The organism is Roseococcus sp. YIM B11640, from assembly GCF_049727625.1.
Taxonomy (GTDB): domain Bacteria; phylum Pseudomonadota; class Alphaproteobacteria; order Acetobacterales; family Acetobacteraceae; genus Roseococcus.
Window position 1 is genome coordinate 373,673 of the sequence record NZ_JBBJOZ010000004.1, and the last position, 20,007, is coordinate 393,679.

General features: G+C 66.7%; 20 protein-coding genes and 3 tRNA genes. 22 read left to right on the forward strand and 1 reads right to left on the reverse strand.

The features are described 5' to 3' along the window. Nucleotides 1-25: 25 nt before the first annotated feature. On the forward strand, nucleotides 26-2,413 hold the full coding sequence (locus tag WJM96_RS18235; RefSeq protein ID WP_424813965.1) for a 1-deoxy-D-xylulose-5-phosphate synthase N-terminal domain-containing protein: 2,388 nt from the start codon (nucleotides 26-28) through the stop codon (nucleotides 2,411-2,413). A gap of 98 nt (nucleotides 2,414-2,511) precedes the next feature. Beyond that, complete coding sequence (locus WJM96_RS18240; protein WP_424813966.1) at nucleotides 2,512-2,721, forward strand: hypothetical protein; 210 nt, start codon at nucleotides 2,512-2,514, stop codon at nucleotides 2,719-2,721. Here the strand turns inward: WJM96_RS18240 and WJM96_RS18245 are convergent. After that, entirely contained in the window at nucleotides 2,718-3,272 is a 555-nt protein-coding gene (locus tag WJM96_RS18245) for a DUF1643 domain-containing protein (RefSeq protein ID WP_424813967.1), read from the reverse strand. The genes WJM96_RS18240 and WJM96_RS18245 overlap by 4 nt on opposite strands. A gap of 66 nt (nucleotides 3,273-3,338) precedes the next feature. Here WJM96_RS18245 and WJM96_RS18250 point away from each other — a divergent pair. The 20 genes from WJM96_RS18250 to nuoK all read left to right on the forward strand — a co-directional run bounded on the left by WJM96_RS18250 (nucleotide 3,339) and on the right by nuoK (nucleotide 20,007). Beyond that, nucleotides 3,339-3,423: transfer RNA gene (locus WJM96_RS18250), tRNA-Leu, on the forward strand. A 41-nt stretch (nucleotides 3,424-3,464) separates the two neighbouring features. Then, nucleotides 3,465-4,790 (forward strand): trigger factor, encoded by a 1,326-nt coding sequence (gene tig, locus WJM96_RS18255; RefSeq protein ID WP_424813968.1) that lies wholly within the window; start codon nucleotides 3,465-3,467, stop codon nucleotides 4,788-4,790. Nucleotides 4,791-4,945: 155 nt separating this feature from the next. Then, nucleotides 4,946-5,587, forward strand: a complete 642-nt coding sequence (gene clpP, locus WJM96_RS18260) for an ATP-dependent Clp endopeptidase proteolytic subunit ClpP (protein WP_424814039.1) — start codon at nucleotides 4,946-4,948, stop codon at nucleotides 5,585-5,587. A gap of 138 nt (nucleotides 5,588-5,725) precedes the next feature. After that, nucleotides 5,726-6,982, forward strand: a complete 1,257-nt coding sequence (gene clpX / locus WJM96_RS18265) for an ATP-dependent Clp protease ATP-binding subunit ClpX (RefSeq protein ID WP_424813969.1) — start codon at nucleotides 5,726-5,728, stop codon at nucleotides 6,980-6,982. Between the two features lie 125 nt (nucleotides 6,983-7,107). After that, on the forward strand, nucleotides 7,108-9,504 hold the full coding sequence (lon, locus tag WJM96_RS18270) for an endopeptidase La (protein WP_424813970.1): 2,397 nt from the start codon (nucleotides 7,108-7,110) through the stop codon (nucleotides 9,502-9,504). Between the two features lie 14 nt (nucleotides 9,505-9,518). Then, nucleotides 9,519-9,719 (forward strand): hypothetical protein, encoded by a 201-nt coding sequence (locus tag WJM96_RS18275; protein WP_424813971.1) that lies wholly within the window; start codon nucleotides 9,519-9,521, stop codon nucleotides 9,717-9,719. A gap of 14 nt (nucleotides 9,720-9,733) precedes the next feature. Then, entirely contained in the window at nucleotides 9,734-10,006 is a 273-nt protein-coding gene (locus WJM96_RS18280) for an HU family DNA-binding protein (RefSeq protein ID WP_424813972.1), read from the forward strand. Between the two features lie 236 nt (nucleotides 10,007-10,242). Next, nucleotides 10,243-10,317 (forward strand) — tRNA-Val (locus tag WJM96_RS18285). A gap of 66 nt (nucleotides 10,318-10,383) precedes the next feature. After that, nucleotides 10,384-10,460, forward strand: a tRNA-Asp gene (locus WJM96_RS18290). Between the two features lie 232 nt (nucleotides 10,461-10,692). Then, complete coding sequence (locus tag WJM96_RS18295) at nucleotides 10,693-11,061, forward strand: NADH-quinone oxidoreductase subunit A (RefSeq protein ID WP_424813973.1); 369 nt, start codon at nucleotides 10,693-10,695, stop codon at nucleotides 11,059-11,061. A 4-nt stretch (nucleotides 11,062-11,065) separates the two neighbouring features. Then, nucleotides 11,066-11,611, forward strand: a complete 546-nt coding sequence (locus tag WJM96_RS18300; protein ID WP_424813974.1) for a NuoB/complex I 20 kDa subunit family protein — start codon at nucleotides 11,066-11,068, stop codon at nucleotides 11,609-11,611. A gap of 40 nt (nucleotides 11,612-11,651) precedes the next feature. After that, nucleotides 11,652-12,251 (forward strand): NADH-quinone oxidoreductase subunit C, encoded by a 600-nt coding sequence (locus tag WJM96_RS18305; protein WP_424814040.1) that lies wholly within the window; start codon nucleotides 11,652-11,654, stop codon nucleotides 12,249-12,251. A gap of 62 nt (nucleotides 12,252-12,313) precedes the next feature. Next, complete coding sequence (locus tag WJM96_RS18310) at nucleotides 12,314-13,483, forward strand: NADH-quinone oxidoreductase subunit D (protein WP_424814041.1); 1,170 nt, start codon at nucleotides 12,314-12,316, stop codon at nucleotides 13,481-13,483. Further along, entirely contained in the window at nucleotides 13,480-14,100 is a 621-nt protein-coding gene (locus tag WJM96_RS18315; RefSeq protein WP_424813975.1) for a complex I 24 kDa subunit family protein, read from the forward strand. Before WJM96_RS18310 ends, WJM96_RS18315 begins: the two co-directional genes overlap by 4 nt. 3 nt (nucleotides 14,101-14,103) lie before the next feature. Continuing rightward, the gene (gene nuoF / locus WJM96_RS18320) at nucleotides 14,104-15,405 is read left to right on the forward strand and encodes an NADH-quinone oxidoreductase subunit NuoF (RefSeq protein WP_424813976.1); all 1,302 of its coding nucleotides are present in this window, start codon (nucleotides 14,104-14,106) and stop codon (nucleotides 15,403-15,405) included. Between the two features lie 4 nt (nucleotides 15,406-15,409). Next, nucleotides 15,410-17,437, forward strand: a complete 2,028-nt coding sequence (nuoG, locus tag WJM96_RS18325) for an NADH-quinone oxidoreductase subunit NuoG (protein ID WP_424813977.1) — start codon at nucleotides 15,410-15,412, stop codon at nucleotides 17,435-17,437. Nucleotides 17,438-17,441: 4 nt separating this feature from the next. After that, nucleotides 17,442-18,452, forward strand: a complete 1,011-nt coding sequence (gene nuoH, locus WJM96_RS18330) for an NADH-quinone oxidoreductase subunit NuoH (protein ID WP_424813978.1) — start codon at nucleotides 17,442-17,444, stop codon at nucleotides 18,450-18,452. Next, on the forward strand, nucleotides 18,449-18,937 hold the full coding sequence (gene nuoI, locus WJM96_RS18335) for an NADH-quinone oxidoreductase subunit NuoI (RefSeq protein WP_424813979.1): 489 nt from the start codon (nucleotides 18,449-18,451) through the stop codon (nucleotides 18,935-18,937). The genes nuoH and nuoI overlap by 4 nt, the downstream gene beginning before the upstream one ends. A gap of 42 nt (nucleotides 18,938-18,979) precedes the next feature. Next, nucleotides 18,980-19,696 (forward strand): NADH-quinone oxidoreductase subunit J, encoded by a 717-nt coding sequence (locus WJM96_RS18340; RefSeq protein ID WP_424813980.1) that lies wholly within the window; start codon nucleotides 18,980-18,982, stop codon nucleotides 19,694-19,696. Continuing rightward, nucleotides 19,696-20,007, forward strand: a complete 312-nt coding sequence (nuoK, locus tag WJM96_RS18345) for an NADH-quinone oxidoreductase subunit NuoK (protein ID WP_424813981.1) — start codon at nucleotides 19,696-19,698, stop codon at nucleotides 20,005-20,007. Before WJM96_RS18340 ends, nuoK begins: the two co-directional genes overlap by 1 nt.

Sequence of the window (20,007 nt, forward strand, 5' to 3'; positions counted from 1 at the left end):
GCCCTTAACTGAGGAACGAGCCGACATGAACCAGCAGTCCCCCCTGATCCGTGCCGCCGCGCCGGACGACGCGCGCCGGCTCGCCATGCTGCACGCCGTCGAGCGCAAGCTGCTCTGGCTGTCGGCCTGGATGATCCACAACGCCAACCACATCCGCCCCAACCGCGATGGGCTGAAGGTGGGCGGGCACCAGGCCTCCTGCGCATCGGTCATCTCGATCATGACAGCGCTCTACTTCGACATCCTGAAGCCCGCGGACCGCGTGGCGGTGAAGCCGCACGCCGGCCCTGTCTTCCACGCCATCAACCTGCTGCTGGGCCGCCAGACGGCCGAGCGCATGGCGACGCTGCGCCAGTTCGGCGGCATTCAGCCCTATCCCTCGCGCATGAAGGACGGCGCGGAGGTGGATTTCTCCACGGGTTCCGTCGGCCTGGGCGTGGCGCTCGCCAGCTTCGGCAGCCTGGTGCAGGACTATGTCCGCCTGAAGAAGCTCAATCCGGAGGCCATCCCCGCCGGCCGCCACGTCGCCATCGTGGGCGATGCCGAGCTGGACGAGGGCAATATCTATGAGGCCCTGCTGGAAGGCTGGAAGCACGACATCCGAAATGTCTGGTGGGTGGTGGACTACAACCGCCAGAGCCTGGACAGCGTGGTGCAGGACCGTCTCTTCGGCCGCATCGAGGGCCTGTTCCGCGACATGGGCTGGAACGTGGTCACCATCAAATACGGCCGCAAGCTCCAGGCCGCCTTCGCGCGCCCGGGCGGCGAGGCGCTGCGCCGCTTCATCGACGATTGCCCGAACAGCCTCTACTCGGCCCTGACCTTCCAGGGAGGCGCCGCCTGGCGCTCGGCCCTCCTCGCGGAGCTGGGGCGCGAGGACGGGGTGCGCGCCATCATCGATCCGCTCTCGGATGACGAGCTGGCGGCGCTGATGAACAACCTCGGCGGCCATGACGTCGAGACGATGATGGAGGCCTTCCGCGCCCAGGACGCGGCGGGCGACCAGCCCACCTGCTTCATCGCCTACACCATCAAGGGCATGGGCCTGCCCTTCGCCGGGCACAAGGACAACCACGCCGGCCTCATGACCAAGGAGCAGATGGAGGGCTTCCGCCAGTCCATGTCCATCCGCCCTGGCCATGAATGGGACCTCTTCGAGGGGCTGGGCCTGCCGGAGGCCGAGCTGCGGGAATTCGTCGAAGCCGTGCCTTTCGCGCAGAAGCTGACGCCGGAGGGCCGCAGCCTCGTCTCGCCCAAGATCCCCATTCCGGCGGCCTTCCCGGTGCCCAAGGTGCCCGCGGGCCGCAAGCTCGCCACCCAGATGGCCTTCGGCGAAATCCTCGCCGGGATCGGACGCGGGGAGGGGGAGTACGGCCCCATGGCGGGCCGCATCGTCACCACCAGCCCGGACGTGACGGTCAGCACCAATCTCGGCCCCTGGGTGAACCGGCGCGGGATCTTCGACCGGCACCTCAAGAACGATGTGTTCCGCGACGCCAAGCTCGCCTCGGCCCAGCGCTGGGGCATGTCGCCGCAGGGGCAGCATGTGGAACTGGGTATCGCCGAGCAGAACCTGTTCCTGATGCTCTCGGGGCTGGGCCTGGCCGACCGGCTCTACGGTGCGCGGCTGCTGCCGATCGGCACGGTCTACGACCCCTTCGTGAACCGCGGCCTCGATGCGCTGATCTACGGTTGCTACATGGACGCCCGCTTCCTGCTGGTTTCCACGCCGTCCGGCCTGACGCTCGCCCCGGAGGGCGGGCAGCACCAGTCGGTCAACACGCCGCTCATCGGCATGGCCCAGGACCGGCTGGCCGCCTTCGAGCCGGCTTTTGCGGACGAGTTGGCGATCCTGATGCGGCACGCCTTCGCCCATATGCAGGAGCCTGATGGTTCCAGCGTCTGGCTGCGGCTCTCGACCCGCGCGCTGGAGCAGCCGGAGCGGGCGCTGGATCCGGCGCAGGTGATCGCGGGCGGCTACTGGATGGTGCCGCCTGTCGAGGGCGCGCGGATCGCCATCGCCTACCAGGGGCCGGTGGCGCCGGAAGCCTTGGCGGCCTTCGAGGCGCTGCGCGAGGAGGAGCCCGGGGCGGGCTTGCTGGCGGTGACCTCGCCGGACCGGCTGCACCAGGGATGGCTGGATTCGCGGAAGAAGGCGCGCTCGGGCCCCGGGGCGGCGCCCTCCCATATCGAGAACCTGCTGCGGCCGCTGGCGCCCGGGGCGGGCATCGTCACCGTGCTGGACGGGCATCCCGCGGCGCTGGACTGGATCGGCGGCGTTCGTGGGCAAAGGGTCTCGGCGCTGGGCGTCGATCGCTTCGGCCAGGGTGGCGACATCCCCGCGCTCTATGCGGAGTACGGGCTGGATGAGGCAGCGATTCTCGATGCTTGCGCGCAACTCTTGATAGGTTGATTTCGCTTTATCCTCAATGATTTGATCCTTGACGGCGGTTAACCTGCGGGAGAAGAATGAGCTCCGAAGGAGCGGCCAGACCGCCGCCGAGGAAGCCAATGTCCCAGCCCGCCGACCGCCCTGCCAGCCCCAGCAACGGCATGCGCCGCAGCCTGGGCTTCGCGGCCTCGGCCGAGGAGCGGGCATCGCGGATCGAGGCGTGGCGCCAGCATCTGCGCGCCACCCACCATGAGGCGCATGTCCCCGAGTGGAATCGAAGCTTCCGGGCGCCCGTCCAGCGCGAGGATCTCTCGGAGCCGCTGGGCTAGGCGGCTCTCCACTCCATCAGCTCCGCATCCCGCCGCTGATAGAGCGGGTGCTTCGGGCTGCCGTCGCCGTTGACCCCGAAGCACATGGGCCTGGCGCCCACGCCCTCCAGGATTCGCGCCACCTGCGCGCCGCGGCCCATCAGGGGCTTCGGCGGCTGGCCCCAGGCGACCACCACCAGCGACGCCCCGCGGGCGTAGTGCGCGATGGTCTCGTCGTTTTCCTCGCCGACCGGATCCTCGACCTCCAGCAGCCGCTTCTTGTCCGTGGCGCGGTAGCCGAAGGCATTCAGCATCACGAGCGCCGGCAGGCCCCAGCGGTAGCGCGCCCGCCAGACGCAGCCCGCGACCGTGGGGTCGTCCACGTCGATATCGGCCGTGGAGGGGTTCATGCCGATGACCACGCCGTAGCCGGGCGTGGCCATGGGCTGGCCGTCCCAGCGGCGTTCCAGCCACCATCGCCAGCGCCGGCAGGGGGAGAAGGCGGCGGCCGAGACAATGTCGGCGCCGAGCCTGAGCCGGACCTTACCGCCCGGGTCGTGGGATTCGCTCATCAGGGCAGTATTGGCGGGGGCGTTGCTTTCGGCTACACGCCCCGCTTCCTACCGGCAAACGCGGTCGCGGGCGTGGTGGAATTGGCAGACACGCTGGATTTAGGTTCCAGTGGCGCAAGCCGTGGGGGTTCAAGTCCCTCCGTCCGCACCACTCGAATTCACCAGCAAATCAATCGGATGGATTCGAGCGCAATGCAGGTCACAGAGGTCACGAACGAGGGTCTGAAGCGGGCCTATACCGTCGTGGTTCCCGCTTCGAGCATCGCTCAGCAGAAGGACAAGCGCCTCGCGGAGATCGCCAAGGACATCAAGATTCCCGGCTTCCGCCCCGGCAAGGTGCCGCAGAAGATCGTCCAGGCCCGCTACGGCCAGGCCGTGATGGGCGAGGTGCTGGAGGCTTCCGTCCAGGAGGCGAGCGGCAAGGTCGTCAGCGACAACAACCTCCGCCCCGCGCTCCAGCCCAAGATCGAGGTGACCAAGTTCCCCGAGAACGACGGCGACCTCGAGTTCCGCATGGACGTCGAAGTCCTGCCCGAGATTCCGATGCCCGACTTCTCCGGCATCAGCCTGACGCGCCTCAAGGCCGTCCCGGGCGATGAGGACGTGACCAAGGCGCTGGAGAACATCTCCCGCCGCCAGGCTTCCCTCGAGGAGACCGAGGCGCGCGCCGCCGCCAAGGGCGAGGTGCTGATCTGCGACTTCGTGGGCCGCATCGATGGCGTCGAGTTCCAGGGCGGCACGGCCAGCGACATGCCGATCGAGGTCGCGGGTCCGGGCTTCATCCCCGGCTTCACCGAGCAGCTCGAGGGCATGGCCCCGGGCGAGGAGCGCCTCGTGAAGGTCGCCTTCCCGGCGGATTACGGCGCGGCGGACCTGGCCGGCAAGGATGCCGAGTTCACGGTCACCGCCAAGACGCTCAAGGTCTATTCCCGCCCGGCGCTGGACGACGAGTTCGCCAAGAAGCTCGGCCTCGAGAGCATGGAGAAGCTGCGCGAGGCCATCGTGGACTCGCTCCAGCGCGAGTACGACAGCCTGAGCCGCGTTTCCATCAAGCGGAAGCTGCTGGACGCCCTCGCCGAGCGCGCGAGCTTCACGGTGCCCGAGGGCATGGTGGACGGCGAGTTCGCCCAGATCTGGCAGCGTGTCGAGGCCGACATGAAGGCCGGCCGCCTGGAGGGCGAGGACAAGGATAAGGACGAGGCGACGCTGAAGGCCGAGTACCGCGCCATCGCCGAGCGCCGGATCCGCCTGGGCCTTCTGCTCTCCGAGATCGGCAGGACGAACAACATCCAGGTCTCCCGCGAGGAACTGGGCCAGGCCATGCGGGCCGAGGTGCAGCGCTATCCGGGCCAGGAGAAGCAGATCTACGAGTTCTTCCAGAAGAACCCGCAGGCCATCGAGAACCTCCGCTCCCCGATCTTCGAGGACAAGGTGATCGACTTCATGCTGGAGCTGGCGAAGGTCGAGGAGGAGACGGTCTCCCCCGAGAAGCTGGCCGAGGCCGCGCAGCAGGGCTGACCTGCAGCGAACGAGGGGAAGGGGGCATCCCCCCTTTCCCTGGGCGCCGTCCTGCCCACATGCTGCAATCTGACGACGGGCCAGGGCTGATTCGCCGGTCCCGATCGGGCCGCGCCCATTCCGGGGCGGCCGATCAGATGATGGGATACCAAAACGTGCGGGATCGCGATCCAATCGAAATCTACAACAACTCGCTTGTTCCGATGGTTGTGGAACAATCGAGCCGTGGCGAGCGTGCCTACGACATCTATTCGCGCCTCCTGAAGGAGCGAATCATCTTCCTGACCGGGCAGGTTTACGATCAGGTTTCTTCGCTGATCTGCGCCCAGCTGCTGTTCCTGGAGAGCGAGAACCCCAACAAGGACATCTCGTTCTATATCAATAGCCCGGGCGGCGTGGTCAGCGCAGGCCTCGCGATCTACGATACCATGCAGTATATCCGCAGCCCGGTGAGCACGGTTTGCATCGGTATGGCGGCCTCCATGGGCTCCCTGCTGCTGACCGCCGGCGCCAAGGGCAAGCGTTTCGCGCTGCCGAACGCCCGCGTCATGGTCCACCAGCCCTCCGGCGGTGCCCAGGGCCAGGCCACGGATATCGAGATCCAGGCCCGCGAGATCCTGGAACTCCGCAAGCGGCTGAACCAGATCTACGTGACGCACACCGGCCAGACGGTCGAGGCGATCGAAGCCAAGCTCGAGCGCGACAGCTACATGTCGGCCGTCGAGGCCCGCGACTGGGGCCTCATCGATGAGGTGGTGGACAAGCGCCCTGCGGGGCTGGAAGCCCCCAAGAGCTGAGCGGCGCCGCGGCAAGGTTGCGGGGGCATGATCGGCCCATGAGGCAGGCCATGCTTCCCCCGGGCCCCGAGGGGGGGCTATGATTTTGGAACGCACCTGGCCGGGACGCCATCCCGGCCCGGGGCGCGAGGAGTAGGCATGAGCAAGTCAGGCGACAGCAAGAATACTCTTTACTGCTCCTTCTGCGGGAAGTCCCAGCACGAGGTCCGCAAGCTCATCGCAGGCCCGACGGTGTTCATCTGCGACGAGTGCGTCGAGCTGTGCATGGATATCATCCGCGAGGAGCATAAGACGCACCTCGTGAAGACCCGCGACGGCGTTCCCACGCCGAAGGAAATCTGCAAGGTCCTCGATGACTACGTCATCGGCCAGGACCATGCGAAGAAGGTCCTCTCGGTCGCGGTCCACAACCACTACAAGCGGCTGGCGGCGGGCGCGAAGAACAACGACGTCGAGATCGCCAAGAGCAACATCATGCTCATCGGGCCCACCGGCTCGGGCAAGACGCTGCTGGCGCAGACGCTGGCGCGCATCCTCGACGTGCCCTTCACGATGGCGGACGCGACCACGCTGACCGAGGCCGGCTACGTCGGCGAGGATGTGGAGAACATCATCCTCAAGCTGCTGCAGGCCGCGGACTACAACGTGGAGCGGGCGCAGCGCGGCATCGTCTATATCGACGAGGTCGACAAGATCAGCCGCAAGTCGGACAACCCGTCCATCACGCGCGACGTGTCGGGCGAGGGCGTCCAGCAGGCGCTGCTGAAGATCATGGAGGGCACGGTCGCCTCCGTCCCGCCCCAGGGCGGCCGGAAGCATCCCCAGCAGGAATTCCTGCAGGTGGACACGACCAACATCCTCTTCATCTGCGGCGGCGCCTTCGCGGGGCTGGAGAAGATCATCGGCTCGCGCGGGAAGGGCTCGGGCATCGGTTTCGGTGCCGAGGTCAGCAGCCCCGAGGACCGGCGCATGGGCGCCGTGCTCCGCGAGGTCGAGCCCGAGGACCTGCTGAAGTTCGGCCTGATCCCCGAGTTCATCGGCCGCCTGCCGGTGGTCGCGACGCTCGAGGACCTGGACGAGAAGGCTCTCATCGAGATCCTGACTCGGCCGAAGAACGCGCTGCTGAAGCAGTACCAGCGGCTCTTCGAGATGGAGGGGGCCAAGCTCACCTTCACGGACGATGCGCTGAAGTCGGTGGCTGGCCGGGCCATCCAGCGCAAGACCGGCGCGCGTGGCCTGCGTTCGATCATGGAGCAGATCCTGCTCTCAACCATGTTCGAGTTGCCGGGCCTGACCGATGTGGAGGAGGTCGTGGTGAACCGCGAAGTGGCGGAGAACCGCGCGCAGCCTCTCTTCATCTATGGCGAGAAGCCGGCCGAGCAAAGCTCGGCATGAGGGTGCCGCGGGGGCTCGCTTGTTTGGTGGGCCCCCCGTGACCACATGTTGGTTCAAACCCGTGGCTTCGGGTGGATGTGCCGATTGCGGGCATCCGCCTGGCCGACTGTCCCAGTGAGGTCCTGATGACGGAAGTGATTCGCGGCGAACTTCTACCCGTATTGCCGCTGCGGGATATCGTGGTGTTCCCGCATCTGATCGTGCCGCTCTTCGTCGGGCGCGAGAAGTCCGTGCGCGCGCTCGAAGCCGTGATGCGCGAGGACAAGCAGATTCTCCTCGTCGCGCAGAAGAACGCGGCCCAGGACGACCCGGGCGCCGGCGATCTGTATGAGACGGGCACCATCTCCACGGTTCTGCAGCTGCTGAAGCTGCCCGACGGCACGGTGAAGGTGCTGGTCGAGGGCGCGCGCCGCGCCCGTATCGTGAAGTTCAAGGACACCGAGGACTACTTCACCGCCTATGCCGAGGTGGTGGAGGAGAGCAACTCGGAGAAGCCCGAGGTCGACGCGCTGATGCGCAGCGTCGTCTCGCAGTTCGAGAGCTACATCAAGCTCAACAAGAAGATCTCGCCCGAGGTGCTCGTCTCGATCAACCAGATCGACGACGCGAGCAAGCTCGCGGACACGGTGGCGAGCCATCTGTCGATCAAGATTCCCGAGAAGCAGGAGCTGCTCGAGATCCCGTCGGTCGCCGGACGGCTGGAGCGCATCTTCGCCCATATGGAAGGCGAGATGAGCGTGCTGCAGGTGGAGAAGCGCATCCGCAGCCGCGTGAAGCGGCAGATGGAAAAGACGCAGCGCGAGTACTACCTGAACGAGCAGCTGAAGGCGATCCAGAAGGAGCTGGGCGAAGGCGAGGATGGCAAGGACGAAGCCGCCGAGCTGGAGCAGCGAATCAAGGCCACCAAGCTCTCGAAGGAGGCGCGCGAGAAGGCGCTGGCGGAGCTTAAGAAGCTGCGCAGCATGTCGCCCATGAGCGCCGAGGCGACGGTGGTGCGCAACTACCTGGATTGGATCCTCTCGATCCCCTGGAAGAAGCGCAGCGCGGTCCGCAACGACATCGAGCACGCGCAGACCGTCCTCGACGCCGATCACTACGGCCTCGAGAAGGTGAAGGAGCGTATCGTGGAGTATCTGGCTGTGCAGTCGCGCAGCAAGAAGATCCGCGGGCCCATCCTGTGCCTCGTCGGCCCTCCGGGCGTCGGCAAGACCTCGCTCGGCAAGTCGATCGCCAAGGCCACGGGCCGGAACTTCGTTCGCATGTCGCTCGGCGGCGTGCGGGACGAGGCCGAGATCCGCGGCCACCGGCGGACCTATATCGGCTCCATGCCGGGCAAGGTCATCCAGGGCATGAAGAAGGCGAAGACGTCCAACCCGCTCTTCCTGCTCGACGAGATCGACAAGCTTGGCGCCGATTGGCGCGGCGATCCGTCCTCCGCATTGCTGGAGGTGCTGGACCCCGAGCAGAACGGCACCTTCGCGGACCACTACCTGGAGGTGGACTACGACCTCTCGGACGTGATGTTCGTGACGACCGCGAACTCGCTGCGCATGCCCCAGCCGCTGCTGGACCGCATGGAGATCATCCGCATCGCGGGCTACACCGAGGATGAGAAGGTGCAGATCGCGAAGCGCCACCTGATCCCCAAGGTCAGCGAGGCGAATGGCCTGAAGCCCGGCGAATGGTCGCTCACGGATGATGGGCTGCTCGACCTCGTGCGCTACTACACGCGCGAGGCCGGCGTCCGGAACCTCGAGCGCGAGCTCGGCGGCTTGGCGCGCAAGGCGGTGAAGGAGATCGTCTCGAAGAAGGCGAAGAAGGTCGCGATCACCGTCAAGAACCTCGAGAAGTACGCGGGCATCAAGAAGTTCCGCTACGGCGAGGCGGAGAGCGAGGACATGGTCGGCGTGGTGACCGGCCTGGCCTGGACCGAGGTGGGTGGCGACATCCTCTCGATCGAAAGCGTGGTGGTGCCCGGCAAGGGCAACATCAAGCCGACGGGCCAGCTGGGCGACGTCATGAAGGAGAGCGTGAGTGCGGCGCTGTCCTACGTGCGGTCGCGCTCGGTCACCTTCGGGATCAAGCCCACGCTGTTCGAGAAGCGCGACATCCACGTGCACGTGCCCGAGGGTGCCACGCCGAAGGACGGGCCTTCCGCCGGCGTCGCGATGGCGACCTCCATCGTCTCGGTGCTGACGGGCATTCCCGTGCGGCGCGACGTGGCGATGACGGGCGAGATCACGCTGCGCGGCCGCGTCCTGCCGATCGGCGGGCTGAAGGAGAAGCTGCTGGCCGCGCTGCGCGCGGGCATCACGACCGTCTTCATCCCGAAGGAGAACGAGAAGGATCTCGTGGAGATTCCGGAGAGCGTGAAGAAGGCGCTGAAGATCATCCCGGTCAGCCATGCGGACCAGGTGATCAGCCAGGCGCTGGTGCGTGCGCCGGAGGCGATCACCTGGGCGGAGCCGGAGGAGTCGCCGGTGCCGCCAGCCGAGTCGGAGCCTTCGGTTCGTCCGCACTGAACGGACGAGTCGTCATGGATTCGGATGGGGCGCGGCTTCGGCCGCGCCCTTTTCGTTTGCGGCGCGGCATCAATGCCTTGGACAGAAATCCCCAGAAAACCGCGGCATTCCGCGGCGATTCGCGCGAAGTGGCGATTGACGCCGCGGAAAACCGGCCCTTAGTGTCCGGCATCGATCAGGGCGGTGGAATCGGTCTTCTCGCCAGCGGTCAGTGAAGGGGGGCTATCCCATGAACAAGCAGGATCTGGTTGCGGTCGTTGCCGAGGCGGGCGAGCTGTCGAAGGCCAAGGCCGGCGACGTGCTCGACTCCGTGTTCGAGGCGATCACGAAGGCTCTGAAGAAGAAGCAGGAGGTTCGCCTCGTGGGCTTCGGCACCTTCAGCACCAGCAAGCGCAAGGCCGGCAAGGGCCGCAACCCGCGCACCGGCGAAGAGATCAAGATCCCTGCCTCGACCACTGTCCGCTTCAAGGCGGGCAAGGGCCTCAAGGACAGCGTGAACTGATCTACGACAAAATCATTCCGTGATTTTGCTGGGCCTCGGGGCCTTGTCCGGAAGCGGGCAGGGCGCCGGGGCCCGAGTTCTTTACGAGGGCCCTCAGAAGCCCTCCTGCGCGGCGCTTGCAGTATGCGGCGGGCCGATGGAGTATCCGGCGGCCCGCGCCGCCTGAAGCGCCCATCGCGGGCAGGTGTCCGGGGGCGAGAATATCTTTCGACGACGCGTTCCTGCGCGTCGCCGAAGGGCGCTTAGCTCAGAGGTAGAGCGCCTGCTTTACACGCAGGATGTCGGCGGTTCGACCCCGTCAGCGCCCACCACATTTTCTTCCCAGGGGGTCGGTTGACAGGTGGGGGGCAGGGGCCTAAACGGCGCCCCACTGGTTCGCGGGTGTAGCTCAGTCGGTTAGAGCGCCGGCCTGTCACGCCGGAGGTCGCGGGTTCGAGCCCCGTCACTCGCGCCAGTTCATCCCTTCCCAAATTGTTGAGACTGATTCGCAGAGCCCAAGGAATCCCTTGCTCTGACGTGGGTTTAACGGTTGCCCCCTATGGCGGAACATCGGCCCCTTGCTGTATGGTGCGCCGCGTCAGAAGGGTGCATTGCATCCGTCTTGACGATGCCTGTTCCGATCGCCCCTCAACGGTCTGCACAGGCGTGCACGAAAGCCGAGGCAAAGTGGAACACAAGGCCCCGAGATGACGCAGCCCCTCCTCGCCGAGTATTTCCCGATCCTCGTCTTCCTGGGCATCGCCGGTGGCATCGCGATGGCGATGGTCGGCGGCAGCCTGCTGCTGGCGCGGCAGAAGCCCGACGCGGAAAAGCTCTCCGCCTATGAGTGCGGCTTCGCGCCCTTCGACGACACGCGCCGGCGCTTCGACGTGCGCTTCTACCTCGTCGCCATCCTCTTCATCATCTTCGACCTTGAGGTCGCTTTCCTCTTCCCCTGGGCGGTGACGCTGGGCGAAGTGGGCTGGCTCGGCTTCGGCTCGATGATGGGCTTCCTGGGCGTGCTGACGGTGGGTTTCATCTACGAGTGGCGCAAAGGCGCCCTGGACTGGGAGTAGGCCCATGAACGAGCTGGCCTGGAACACCGAAGCCGCGCCCCCGGGCGCCCGTCAGGACGCCGTGCTGCGCGCCGTCACGGGCGAGATCGAGGAGAAGGGCTTCGTCGTCGCCAATCTCGACAAGGTCGTGAACTGGGCGCGCACCGGCAGCCTTTGGCCGATGACCTTCGGTCTCGCCTGCTGCGCCGTGCCGATGATCCACGCCTACATGGCGCGCTACGATCTCGACCGCTTCGGCATCATCCCGCGCGGGTCGCCCCGCCAGTCGGACGTGATGATCGTGGCTGGCACGCTGACCAACAAGATGGCCCCCGCGCTCCGCAAGGTCTACGACCAGATGAGCGAGCCCCGCTGGGTCATCTCCATGGGCAGCTGCGCCAATGGCGGCGGCTACTACCACTACAGCTACAGCGTGGTGCGCGGCTGCGACCGCATCGTTCCCGTGGACATCTACGTGCCCGGCTGCCCGCCGACGGCCGAAGCTCTGGTCTACGGAATCCTGCAGCTGCAGAAGAAGATTCGCCGGACGGGGACCATCCTTCGTGGTTGATGCGCTCGAGGCGGATATCCGCAACATCCTGGGCGACCGCCTGCCGGTCGAATTCGCGCGCGAGCGATTCGGCGCCGAGCTCGTGCTGCGCACGACTCGCGATGCGCTGCTGCCGCTCATGCTCCTGCTGCGCGATTCTCCCGCACTCGACTTCGCGCAGCTGATGGACGTCTGCGGCGTCGACTGGCCCGAGCGGCCGGAGCGATTCGACGTCGTCTACAACCTGCTCTCGCTGACGCGGAACGCGCGCGTGACGGTGATCGTGACGACGGACGAGGCGCAGCCCGTGCCGAGCGTCGCGCCCATCTGGTCGACCGCGACCTGGTTCGAGCGCGAGACCTGGGACATGTACGGCGTGATCTTCGCGGGTCTCGCCGACCTGCGTCGCCTGCTGACGGATTACGGCTTCGAGGGCCATCCGCTCCGCAAGGACTTCCCCCTGAGCGGCTTCGTCGAGCTGCGCTACGACGCCGAGGCCGGCCGCGTGGTGCAGGAACCGGTGCAGCTGACCCAGGATTTCCGCTCCTTCGACTTCATGAGCCCGTGGGAGGCGATGACGACGCTTCCGGGCGACGAGAAGGTGCATCTCAACCGGATTCCGCCGCCGGAGCCGGTCCAGACGGAAGGCGACAAGCCGTGAGCGACCTGAGCCCCATCGGCGCGGATACGCCCGCGAACGAGACCGAGCGGCGCATCGTCGAGATGGACAGCCACACGATCAACTTCGGCCCGCAGCACCCGGCCGCGCACGGCGTGCTGCGCCTCATCCTCGAGATGAAGGGCGAGGTGGTGGAGCGTGCCGATCCGCATATCGGCCTGCTGCATCGCGGCACCGAAAAGCTGATCGAGTACAAGACCTATCTGCAGGCGCTGCCCTATTTCGATCGCCTCGACTACGTGTCGCCGATGTGCATGGAGCATGCCTTCGCGCTCGGCACGGAGCGGCTGCTCGGCATCACGCAGGATATTCCGGAGCGCGCGCAGTACATCCGCGTGCTGTTCAGCGAGATCACGCGCATCGCGAATCACCTGCTGAACGTCACGACCTACGCGCTGGACTGCGGCGCCATCACGCCCGCCCTCTGGGGCTTCGAGCAGCGCGAGCATCTCATCGAGATGTATGAGATGACCTCGGGCAGCCACTACCACGCGAACTACTTCCGCCCCGGCGGCGTGGCCAAGGACATCCCTGCCGAGCTGCCCGCGAAGATCGAGCGCTGGCTGGCGCAGTTCCCGAAGTTCCTCGACGAGCTCGAGACGCTGCTGACCGGCAACCGCATCTTCAAGCAGCGCACCGTCGATATCGGCGTGATGACGGCCGAGCAGGCGATGGACTGGGGCTTCTCCGGTCCCTGCCTGCGCGCCTCGGGCGTCGCTTGGGACCTGCGCAAGTCGCAGCCCTACGAGGTCTATGACCGGATGGAGTTCGACGTCCCCGTCGGGCGCAACGGCGATTGCTACGACCGCTACCTGGTCCGCATGCAGGAGATGCGGCAGTCGCTGCGCATCATCCGCCAGTGCCTGGACCAGATGCAGCCGGGGCCGGTCAAGATCCTGGACAACAAGATCGTGCCGCCCAAGCGGGCGCAGATGAAGCGCTCCATGGAGGCGCTCATCCACCACTTCAAGCTTTACACCGAGGGCTATCACGTGCCGGCGGGCAGCACTTATTCCGTGGTCGAGGCGCCGAAGGGCGAGTTCGGCGTCTATCTGGTCTCCGACGGCAGCAACAAGCCGTACCGCTGCAAGATCCGTGCGCCCGGCTACGCGCACCTGCAGGCGATGGAAGAGCTCAGCAAGGGTCACATGCTGGCCGATGCCGTCTCCATCATCGGCAGCCTCGACATCGTCTTCGGGGAGATCGACCGATGAGCAGCCCGCACGAGCACATCGAACCCGCGAGCTTCGCCTTCGACGCGGACAGCGAGGCGCAGATCGCGAAGATCGTCGCGCGCTATCCCGAGGGCAAGCAGGCGAGCGCGGTGATCCCCGCGCTGTACGTCGCCCAGAAGCAGATGGGGCGGCAGACGGGCAGCGCCTGGGTGCCGAGGGTGGCGATGGATGCGGTGGCCGCGCGGCTCGGCATGGCGCCGATGCGCGTCTACGAGGTCGCGACCTTCTATTTCATGTTCAACACCAAGCCGATCGGCAAGTTCCACCTGCAGGTCTGCGGCACCACGCCATGCTGGCTGCGCGGGTCGGACGACGTGCTGCGCGCCTGCAAGGATGCCGGCGCGCTCAAGGGCTATGGCGACACCAGCGCCGACGGCAACTTCACCCTCACCGAGGTGGAGTGCCTGGGTGGCTGCGTGAACGCGCCGATCCTGCAGGTGGACGACGACTACTACGAGGACATGGACTACGAGAGTACGGTGAAGCTGCTCGAGGCGCTGAAGCGCGGCGAGCGGCCGAAGCCCGGCTCCGTGATCGGCCGGCAGACCAGCGCGCCCGAGGGCGGGCCGATGGTCCTCACCGGGTCGGAGGAATAGGTCATGGCGCTTTCCGACAAGGACCGCATCTTCACCAATCTCTACGGCACGCAGCCGTGGAACCTGGCGGCGGCGCGCATGCGCGGCGACTGGGACGGCACGGCCGGCATCATGGCCAAGGGCCGCGACTGGATCGTCGAGGAGATGAAGCAGTCCGGCCTGCGCGGCCGCGGCGGCGCGGGCTTCCCGACGGGCCTCAAGTGGTCCTTCATGCCGAAGGAGCGCCCAGCGGACGGCCGGCCAGTCTACCTCGTCGTGAACAGCGACGAGTCCGAGCCCGGCACCTGCAAGGACCGCGACATCCTGCGCCACGATCCGCACAAGCTGATCGAGGGCTGCCTCATCGCCGGCATGGCGATGGGCGCGACCGCGGGCTACATCTACTACCGCGGCGAGTACTTCAACGAGGGCAATATCCTCCAGGCCGCGATCGACGAGGCCTATGACGCGGGCCTGCTCGGCAAGAACGCGGCGGGCAGCGGGTACGACTTCGACCTCTACTCGCATCGCGGCGCCGGCGCCTATATATGCGGCGAGGAGACGGCCCTCATCGAGAGCCTCGAGGGCAAGAAGGGCATGCCGCGGCTGAAGCCGCCTTTCCCCGCGGCCGTCGGCCTCTATGGCTGCCCGACCACCGTGAACAATGTCGAGACCATCGCGGTGGTGCCGACCATCCTGCGGCGCGGCGCGTCCTGGTTCGCGGGCATCGGTCGCCCGAAGAACTCGGGCACCAAGATCTTCTGCCTGCAGGGCCATGTGAACAAGCCGTGCAACGTGGAAGCCGAGATGAGCATCCCCCTGCGCGAGCTGATCGACCGCTATGCGGGCGGCGTGCGCGGCGGCTGGGACAACCTGCTGGCGGTCATCCCCGGCGGTTCCTCCACGCCGATGATCCCGAAGAGCGTCTGCGACGACGTGCTGATGGATTTCGACGCGCTGCGCGAACACAAGACGGGCCTCGGTACCGCCGGCGTGATCGTGATGGACAAGTCGACCGACCTTATCAAGGCGATCCAGCGGCTCTCGGCCTTCTACAAGCATGAGAGCTGCGGCCAGTGCACGCCGTGCCGCGAGGGCATGGGCTGGGTGAACCGCGTCATGCTCCGCATGGTCGAGGGCCGCGCGGAGATCGAGGAGATCGACGTGCTGGAGCAGGTGACGCGCCAGATCGAGGGCCACACCATCTGCGCGCTCGCCGATGGCGGCGTCTGGCCGGTGCAGGGGTTGATCCGGCACTTCCGTCCGATGATGGAAGAGCGCATCGCCGAGTACAAGGCGAAGCATTTCCCGATGGCGGCGGAGTAAGGACATGGCCAAGGTCACCGTCGACGGCATCGAGGTCGAAGTCCCCAACGGCTCCTCCGTGCTGCAGGCCTGCGAGGCTGCGGGCAAGGAGATCCCGCGCTTCTGTTATCATGAGCGGCTTTCGGTCGCCGGCAATTGCCGCATGTGCCTGGTCGAGGTGGAGAAGGCGCCGAAGCCCGTCGCCTCCTGCGCCTATCCGGTCATGGATGGCATGAAGGTCTTCACCGACACGCCGATGGTCCGCAACGGCCGCCGCGGCGTGATGGAATTCCTGCTGATCAACCACCCGCTGGATTGCCCGATCTGCGACCAGGGCGGCGAGTGCGACCTGCAGGACCAAGCCATGTCCTTCGGCAAGGACGGCAGCCGCTACCGCGAAGAGAAGCGGTCGGTGAAGGACAAGTACATGGGTCCGCTGATCAAGACGATCATGACCCGCTGCATTCATTGCACGCGCTGCATCCGCTTCTCGGCCGAGGTCGCGGGCACGCCGGAGCTGGGCGCCACCAACCGCGGCGAGAGCATGGAGGTCGGCACCTATATCGAGAAGGCGCTGACCAGCGAGCTGTCCGGCAACCTGATCGACCTCTGCCCGGTCGGCGCGCTGACCTCGCGGCCCTATGCCTTCGTCGCCCGCCCCTGGGAGCTGAGCAAGACGGACAGCGTGGACGTGCTGGACGCCACCGGCGCTGCCATCCGCGTGGACGTGCGCGGCGGCGAAGTGCTGCGCATCCTGCCGCGCACCCATGACGACGTGAACGAGGAATGGCTGGGCGACCGCTCGCGCTTCGCGTTCGACGGGCTGAAGCGCCGCCGCCTCGACCGCCCCTGGGTGCGGCGCGACGGCAAGCTGGTGCCCGCGAGTTGGGCCGAGGCCTTCGGCGCGGTGGTGCAGGGCGTGCGCGGCAAGAGCGTCGGCGCCATCGCCGGCGACATGGTGGAGACCGAGGCGCTCTTCGCGCTGAAGTCGATGCTGGCCGCCATGGGCAGCACCAACCTCGACTGCCGGCAGGACGGCGCGAAGATCGACGCCTCGCGGCCGGACTACTACCTGTTCAACAGCGGCATCGCCGGCATCGAGCAGGCCGACGCGATCGTCATCATCGGCAGCAACCCGCGCGTCGAGGCGCCGGTCATCAACGCGCGCATCCGCAAGCGGTGGTCGCTGGGCGGGATGAAGGTGGGCGTGATCGGGCCGAAGCTCGATCTCACCTATCCGGCGACGCAGCTGGGCACGGGCCCGGCCGACATTGCCCGCGCGGCCGAGTTCCTGAATGGCGCGAAGAACCCGCTGATCATCCTCGGCCGTGGCGCGCTGGCGCGGGCCGATGGCGCGGCGGTGCTGGCCGCGACCTGGGACCTGGCCCGCGCCGCCGGCGCGCTGCGCGATGACTGGCACGGCTTCAACATGCTGCATCAGTTCGGCGGCCAGGTCGGCGCGCTCGACATCGGCTTCCTGCCGGGCGAGGGCGGCAAGGACATGGACGCGATGCTCTCGGGCGGGGTCGAGGCGCTCTGGCTGCTCGGCGCCGACGGCTTCGACGTGGCGCGCATCCCGGCCTCGACCTTCGTGGTCTACCAGGGCCATCACGGCGAGGTGGCCGCCGCCCGCGCCGACGTGATCCTGCCGGGCGCCGCCTATACCGAGAAGGACGGCATCTGGGTGAACACGGAGGGCCGCGCCCAGCATGGCCGCATGGCCGTGCCGCCGCCGGGCGAGGCGCGCGAGGACTGGCGGGTCATCCGCGCGGCCTCGCAGTTCCTGGGCGTCACGCTGCCCTACGACACGCTGGACGCGCTGCGCGCCGAGATGGCAACCGCGCATCCGATCTTCCGCCGCATGGACCAGGGGCCGCTCGCCGGCTGCACGGACGATGCGGGCCCGGCCGCCGGCGGCGCGCTGGGGGCGGAGCCCTTCACCATGCCCATCGCCAATTACTGGCAGGTGGACCCGATCACGCGGGCGAGCGACACCATGGCGGAATGCGCCGCGACCTACCTGAAGCCGCAACCCCTGCTGGCGGCGGAGTGAGGCGATGACCGAGTTCCTCGCTTCACCGATCGGCATCCTGGCGCTGACCGTCGCCAAGACGCTGGCGCTTCTGGTGCCGGTGCTGATCTTCGTCGCCTACCTGACCTGGGCCGAGCGCAAGGTGCTGGCCGCCATGCAGCTCCGCAAGGGGCCGAACGTGGTTGGGCCCTTCGGCCTGCTGCAGCCCTTCGCCGATGCGCTGAAGATGCTGATGAAGGAGACGATTATCCCCTCGGGAGCGTCGCGCCTTCTCTTCGTCGGCGCGCCGATGCTCACCTTCGTCCTGGCCATGCTGGGCTGGGCGGTGATCCCGGTGAATGACGGCTGGGCGATCGCCGACATCAATGTCGGTATCCTCTACCTCTTCGCCATCAGCTCGCTGGGTGTCTACGGCGTCATCATCGCGGGCTGGGCGTCGAACTCGAAGTACGCCTTCCTCGGCGCGCTGCGCTCGGCGGCGCAGATGGTGTCCTACGAAGTCTCGATGGGCTTCGTGATCGTCACCGTGCTGATGTGCGTGGGTTCGCTGAACCTGACCCAGATCGTGAGGGCGCAGGAGAACCTCTGGTTCGTCATCCCGCTCTTCCCGATGTTCATCATCTTCTTCATCAGCACGCTCGCGGAAACCAACCGCGCGCCCTTCGACCTTCCCGAAGGCGAGTCCGAGCTGGTGGCGGGCTTCTTCGTCGAATACAGCTCGATGACCTTCGCGCTGTTCTTCCTCGGCGAATACGCGAACATGATCCTCATGTCGTCGCTGACCACCATCCTCTTCCTGGGTGGCTGGTACCCGCCGCTGCACATGGAGCCCTTCACCTGGATCCCCGGGCCAGTGTGGTTCGCGCTGAAGGTGTGCTTCTGCCTCTTCGTCTTCCTCTGGGTCCGCGCGACCTTCCCCCGCTACCGCTATGACCAGCTGATGCGGCTGGGCTGGAAGGTCTTCCTGCCCTTCAGCCTGCTGTGGCTGGTGCTGACCGCGGCCTTCCTCAAGCTCACCGGGATGCTGCCGGCATGATGACGCTCGACCGCTTCGCGCGATCCTTTCTGCTGACCGAGCTGGCCGGCGGCATGTGGCTGACGCTGAAGTACTTCTTCCGCCGCAAGGTCACGCTCAACTACCCCTACGAGAAGACGCCGCTCTCGCCGCGCTTCAAGGGGGAGCATGCGCTGCGCCGCTATCCCAACGGGGAAGAGCGCTGCATCGCCTGCAAGCTCTGCGAGGCCGTCTGCCCGGCGCTGGCCATCACCATCGAGGCCGAGCCCCGCGAGGACGGCTCCCGCCGGACCACGCGCTACGACATCGACATGACGAAGTGCATCTACTGCGGCATGTGCGAGGAAGCCTGCCCGGTGGACGCGATCGTCGAGGGTCCGAACATGGAGTTCGCGACCGAGACGCGCGAGGAACTGATGTACGACAAGGACCGTCTGCTCGCGAATGGCGACCGCTGGGAAAGCGAGCTCGCCAAGCGCCTCGAGCTCGACGCTCCCTATCGCTGAACGGATGCCGGTTATGACCCCTCTTCCGGAAGGACGCATGCCGTGATCGCAGCGCTCGCCTTCTATCTCTTCGCCTTCATCCTGATCGCGTCGGCGGTGATGGTCGTCACCTCGCGCAATCCGGTGCACTCGGTGCTGTACCTGATCCTGGCCTTCTTCAACGCCGCGGCGCTCTTCCTCATCGCGGGGGCGGAGTTCCTGGCGATGACCTTGGTCATCGTCTATGTGGGCGCGGTCGCGGTGCTGTTCCTCTTCGTTGTCATGATGCTCGACGTGGACTTCGTGCAGCTGCGCGAGGGCTTCCAGCGCTACGCCCCGATCGGGGCCATCATCGGCGGCATCCTGTTCCTGGAGCTGCTGCTGGTCTTCGGGGCCTGGCAGTTCTCGGCCGACGTCGCGGACCTCAGGCTCGCACCGACGCCGGAGGGCGTGTCCAACACCCATGCGCTCGGCCGGGTGATCTACACGGACTACATCTTCCTCTTCCAGGCATCGGGTCTCATCCTGCTGGTGGCCATGATCGGCGCCATCGTGCTGACGCTGCGCGACAAGCACAGCAGCAAGCGCCAGAACATCGCCGCCCAGGTTTCCCGCTCGCCCGAGCTCCTGATGGCCCAGCCCGCCATCGGCCAGGGCATCCGGCGCGAGGAGATCCTGCGCCCGCTGCCGCCTCCGGTGAAGGAAGTGGCCGCCCCGCACGGGCATGACGACGACCATCATGACCATGGCCACGGTACCCATGGCGGAGGCCACCACTGATGCTGACCATCGGCCTCGCGCACTACCTCACGGTGGGCGCCATCCTCTTCGTGCTCGGCATCTTCGGCATCTTCCTGAACCGGAAGAACGTGATCGTCATCCTGATGTCGATCGAGCTCATCCTGCTCAGCGTCAACCTGAACATGGTGGCCTTCTCGTCCCGCCTGGGTGACCTGACGGGGCAGGTCTTCGCCATGTTCATCCTGACGGTGGCCGCTGCGGAGGCGGCGATCGGGCTCGCCATCGTGGTCATCTACTTCCGTAATCACGGCAGCATCGAGGTCGAGGATATCTCGGCCCTGAAGGGTTAG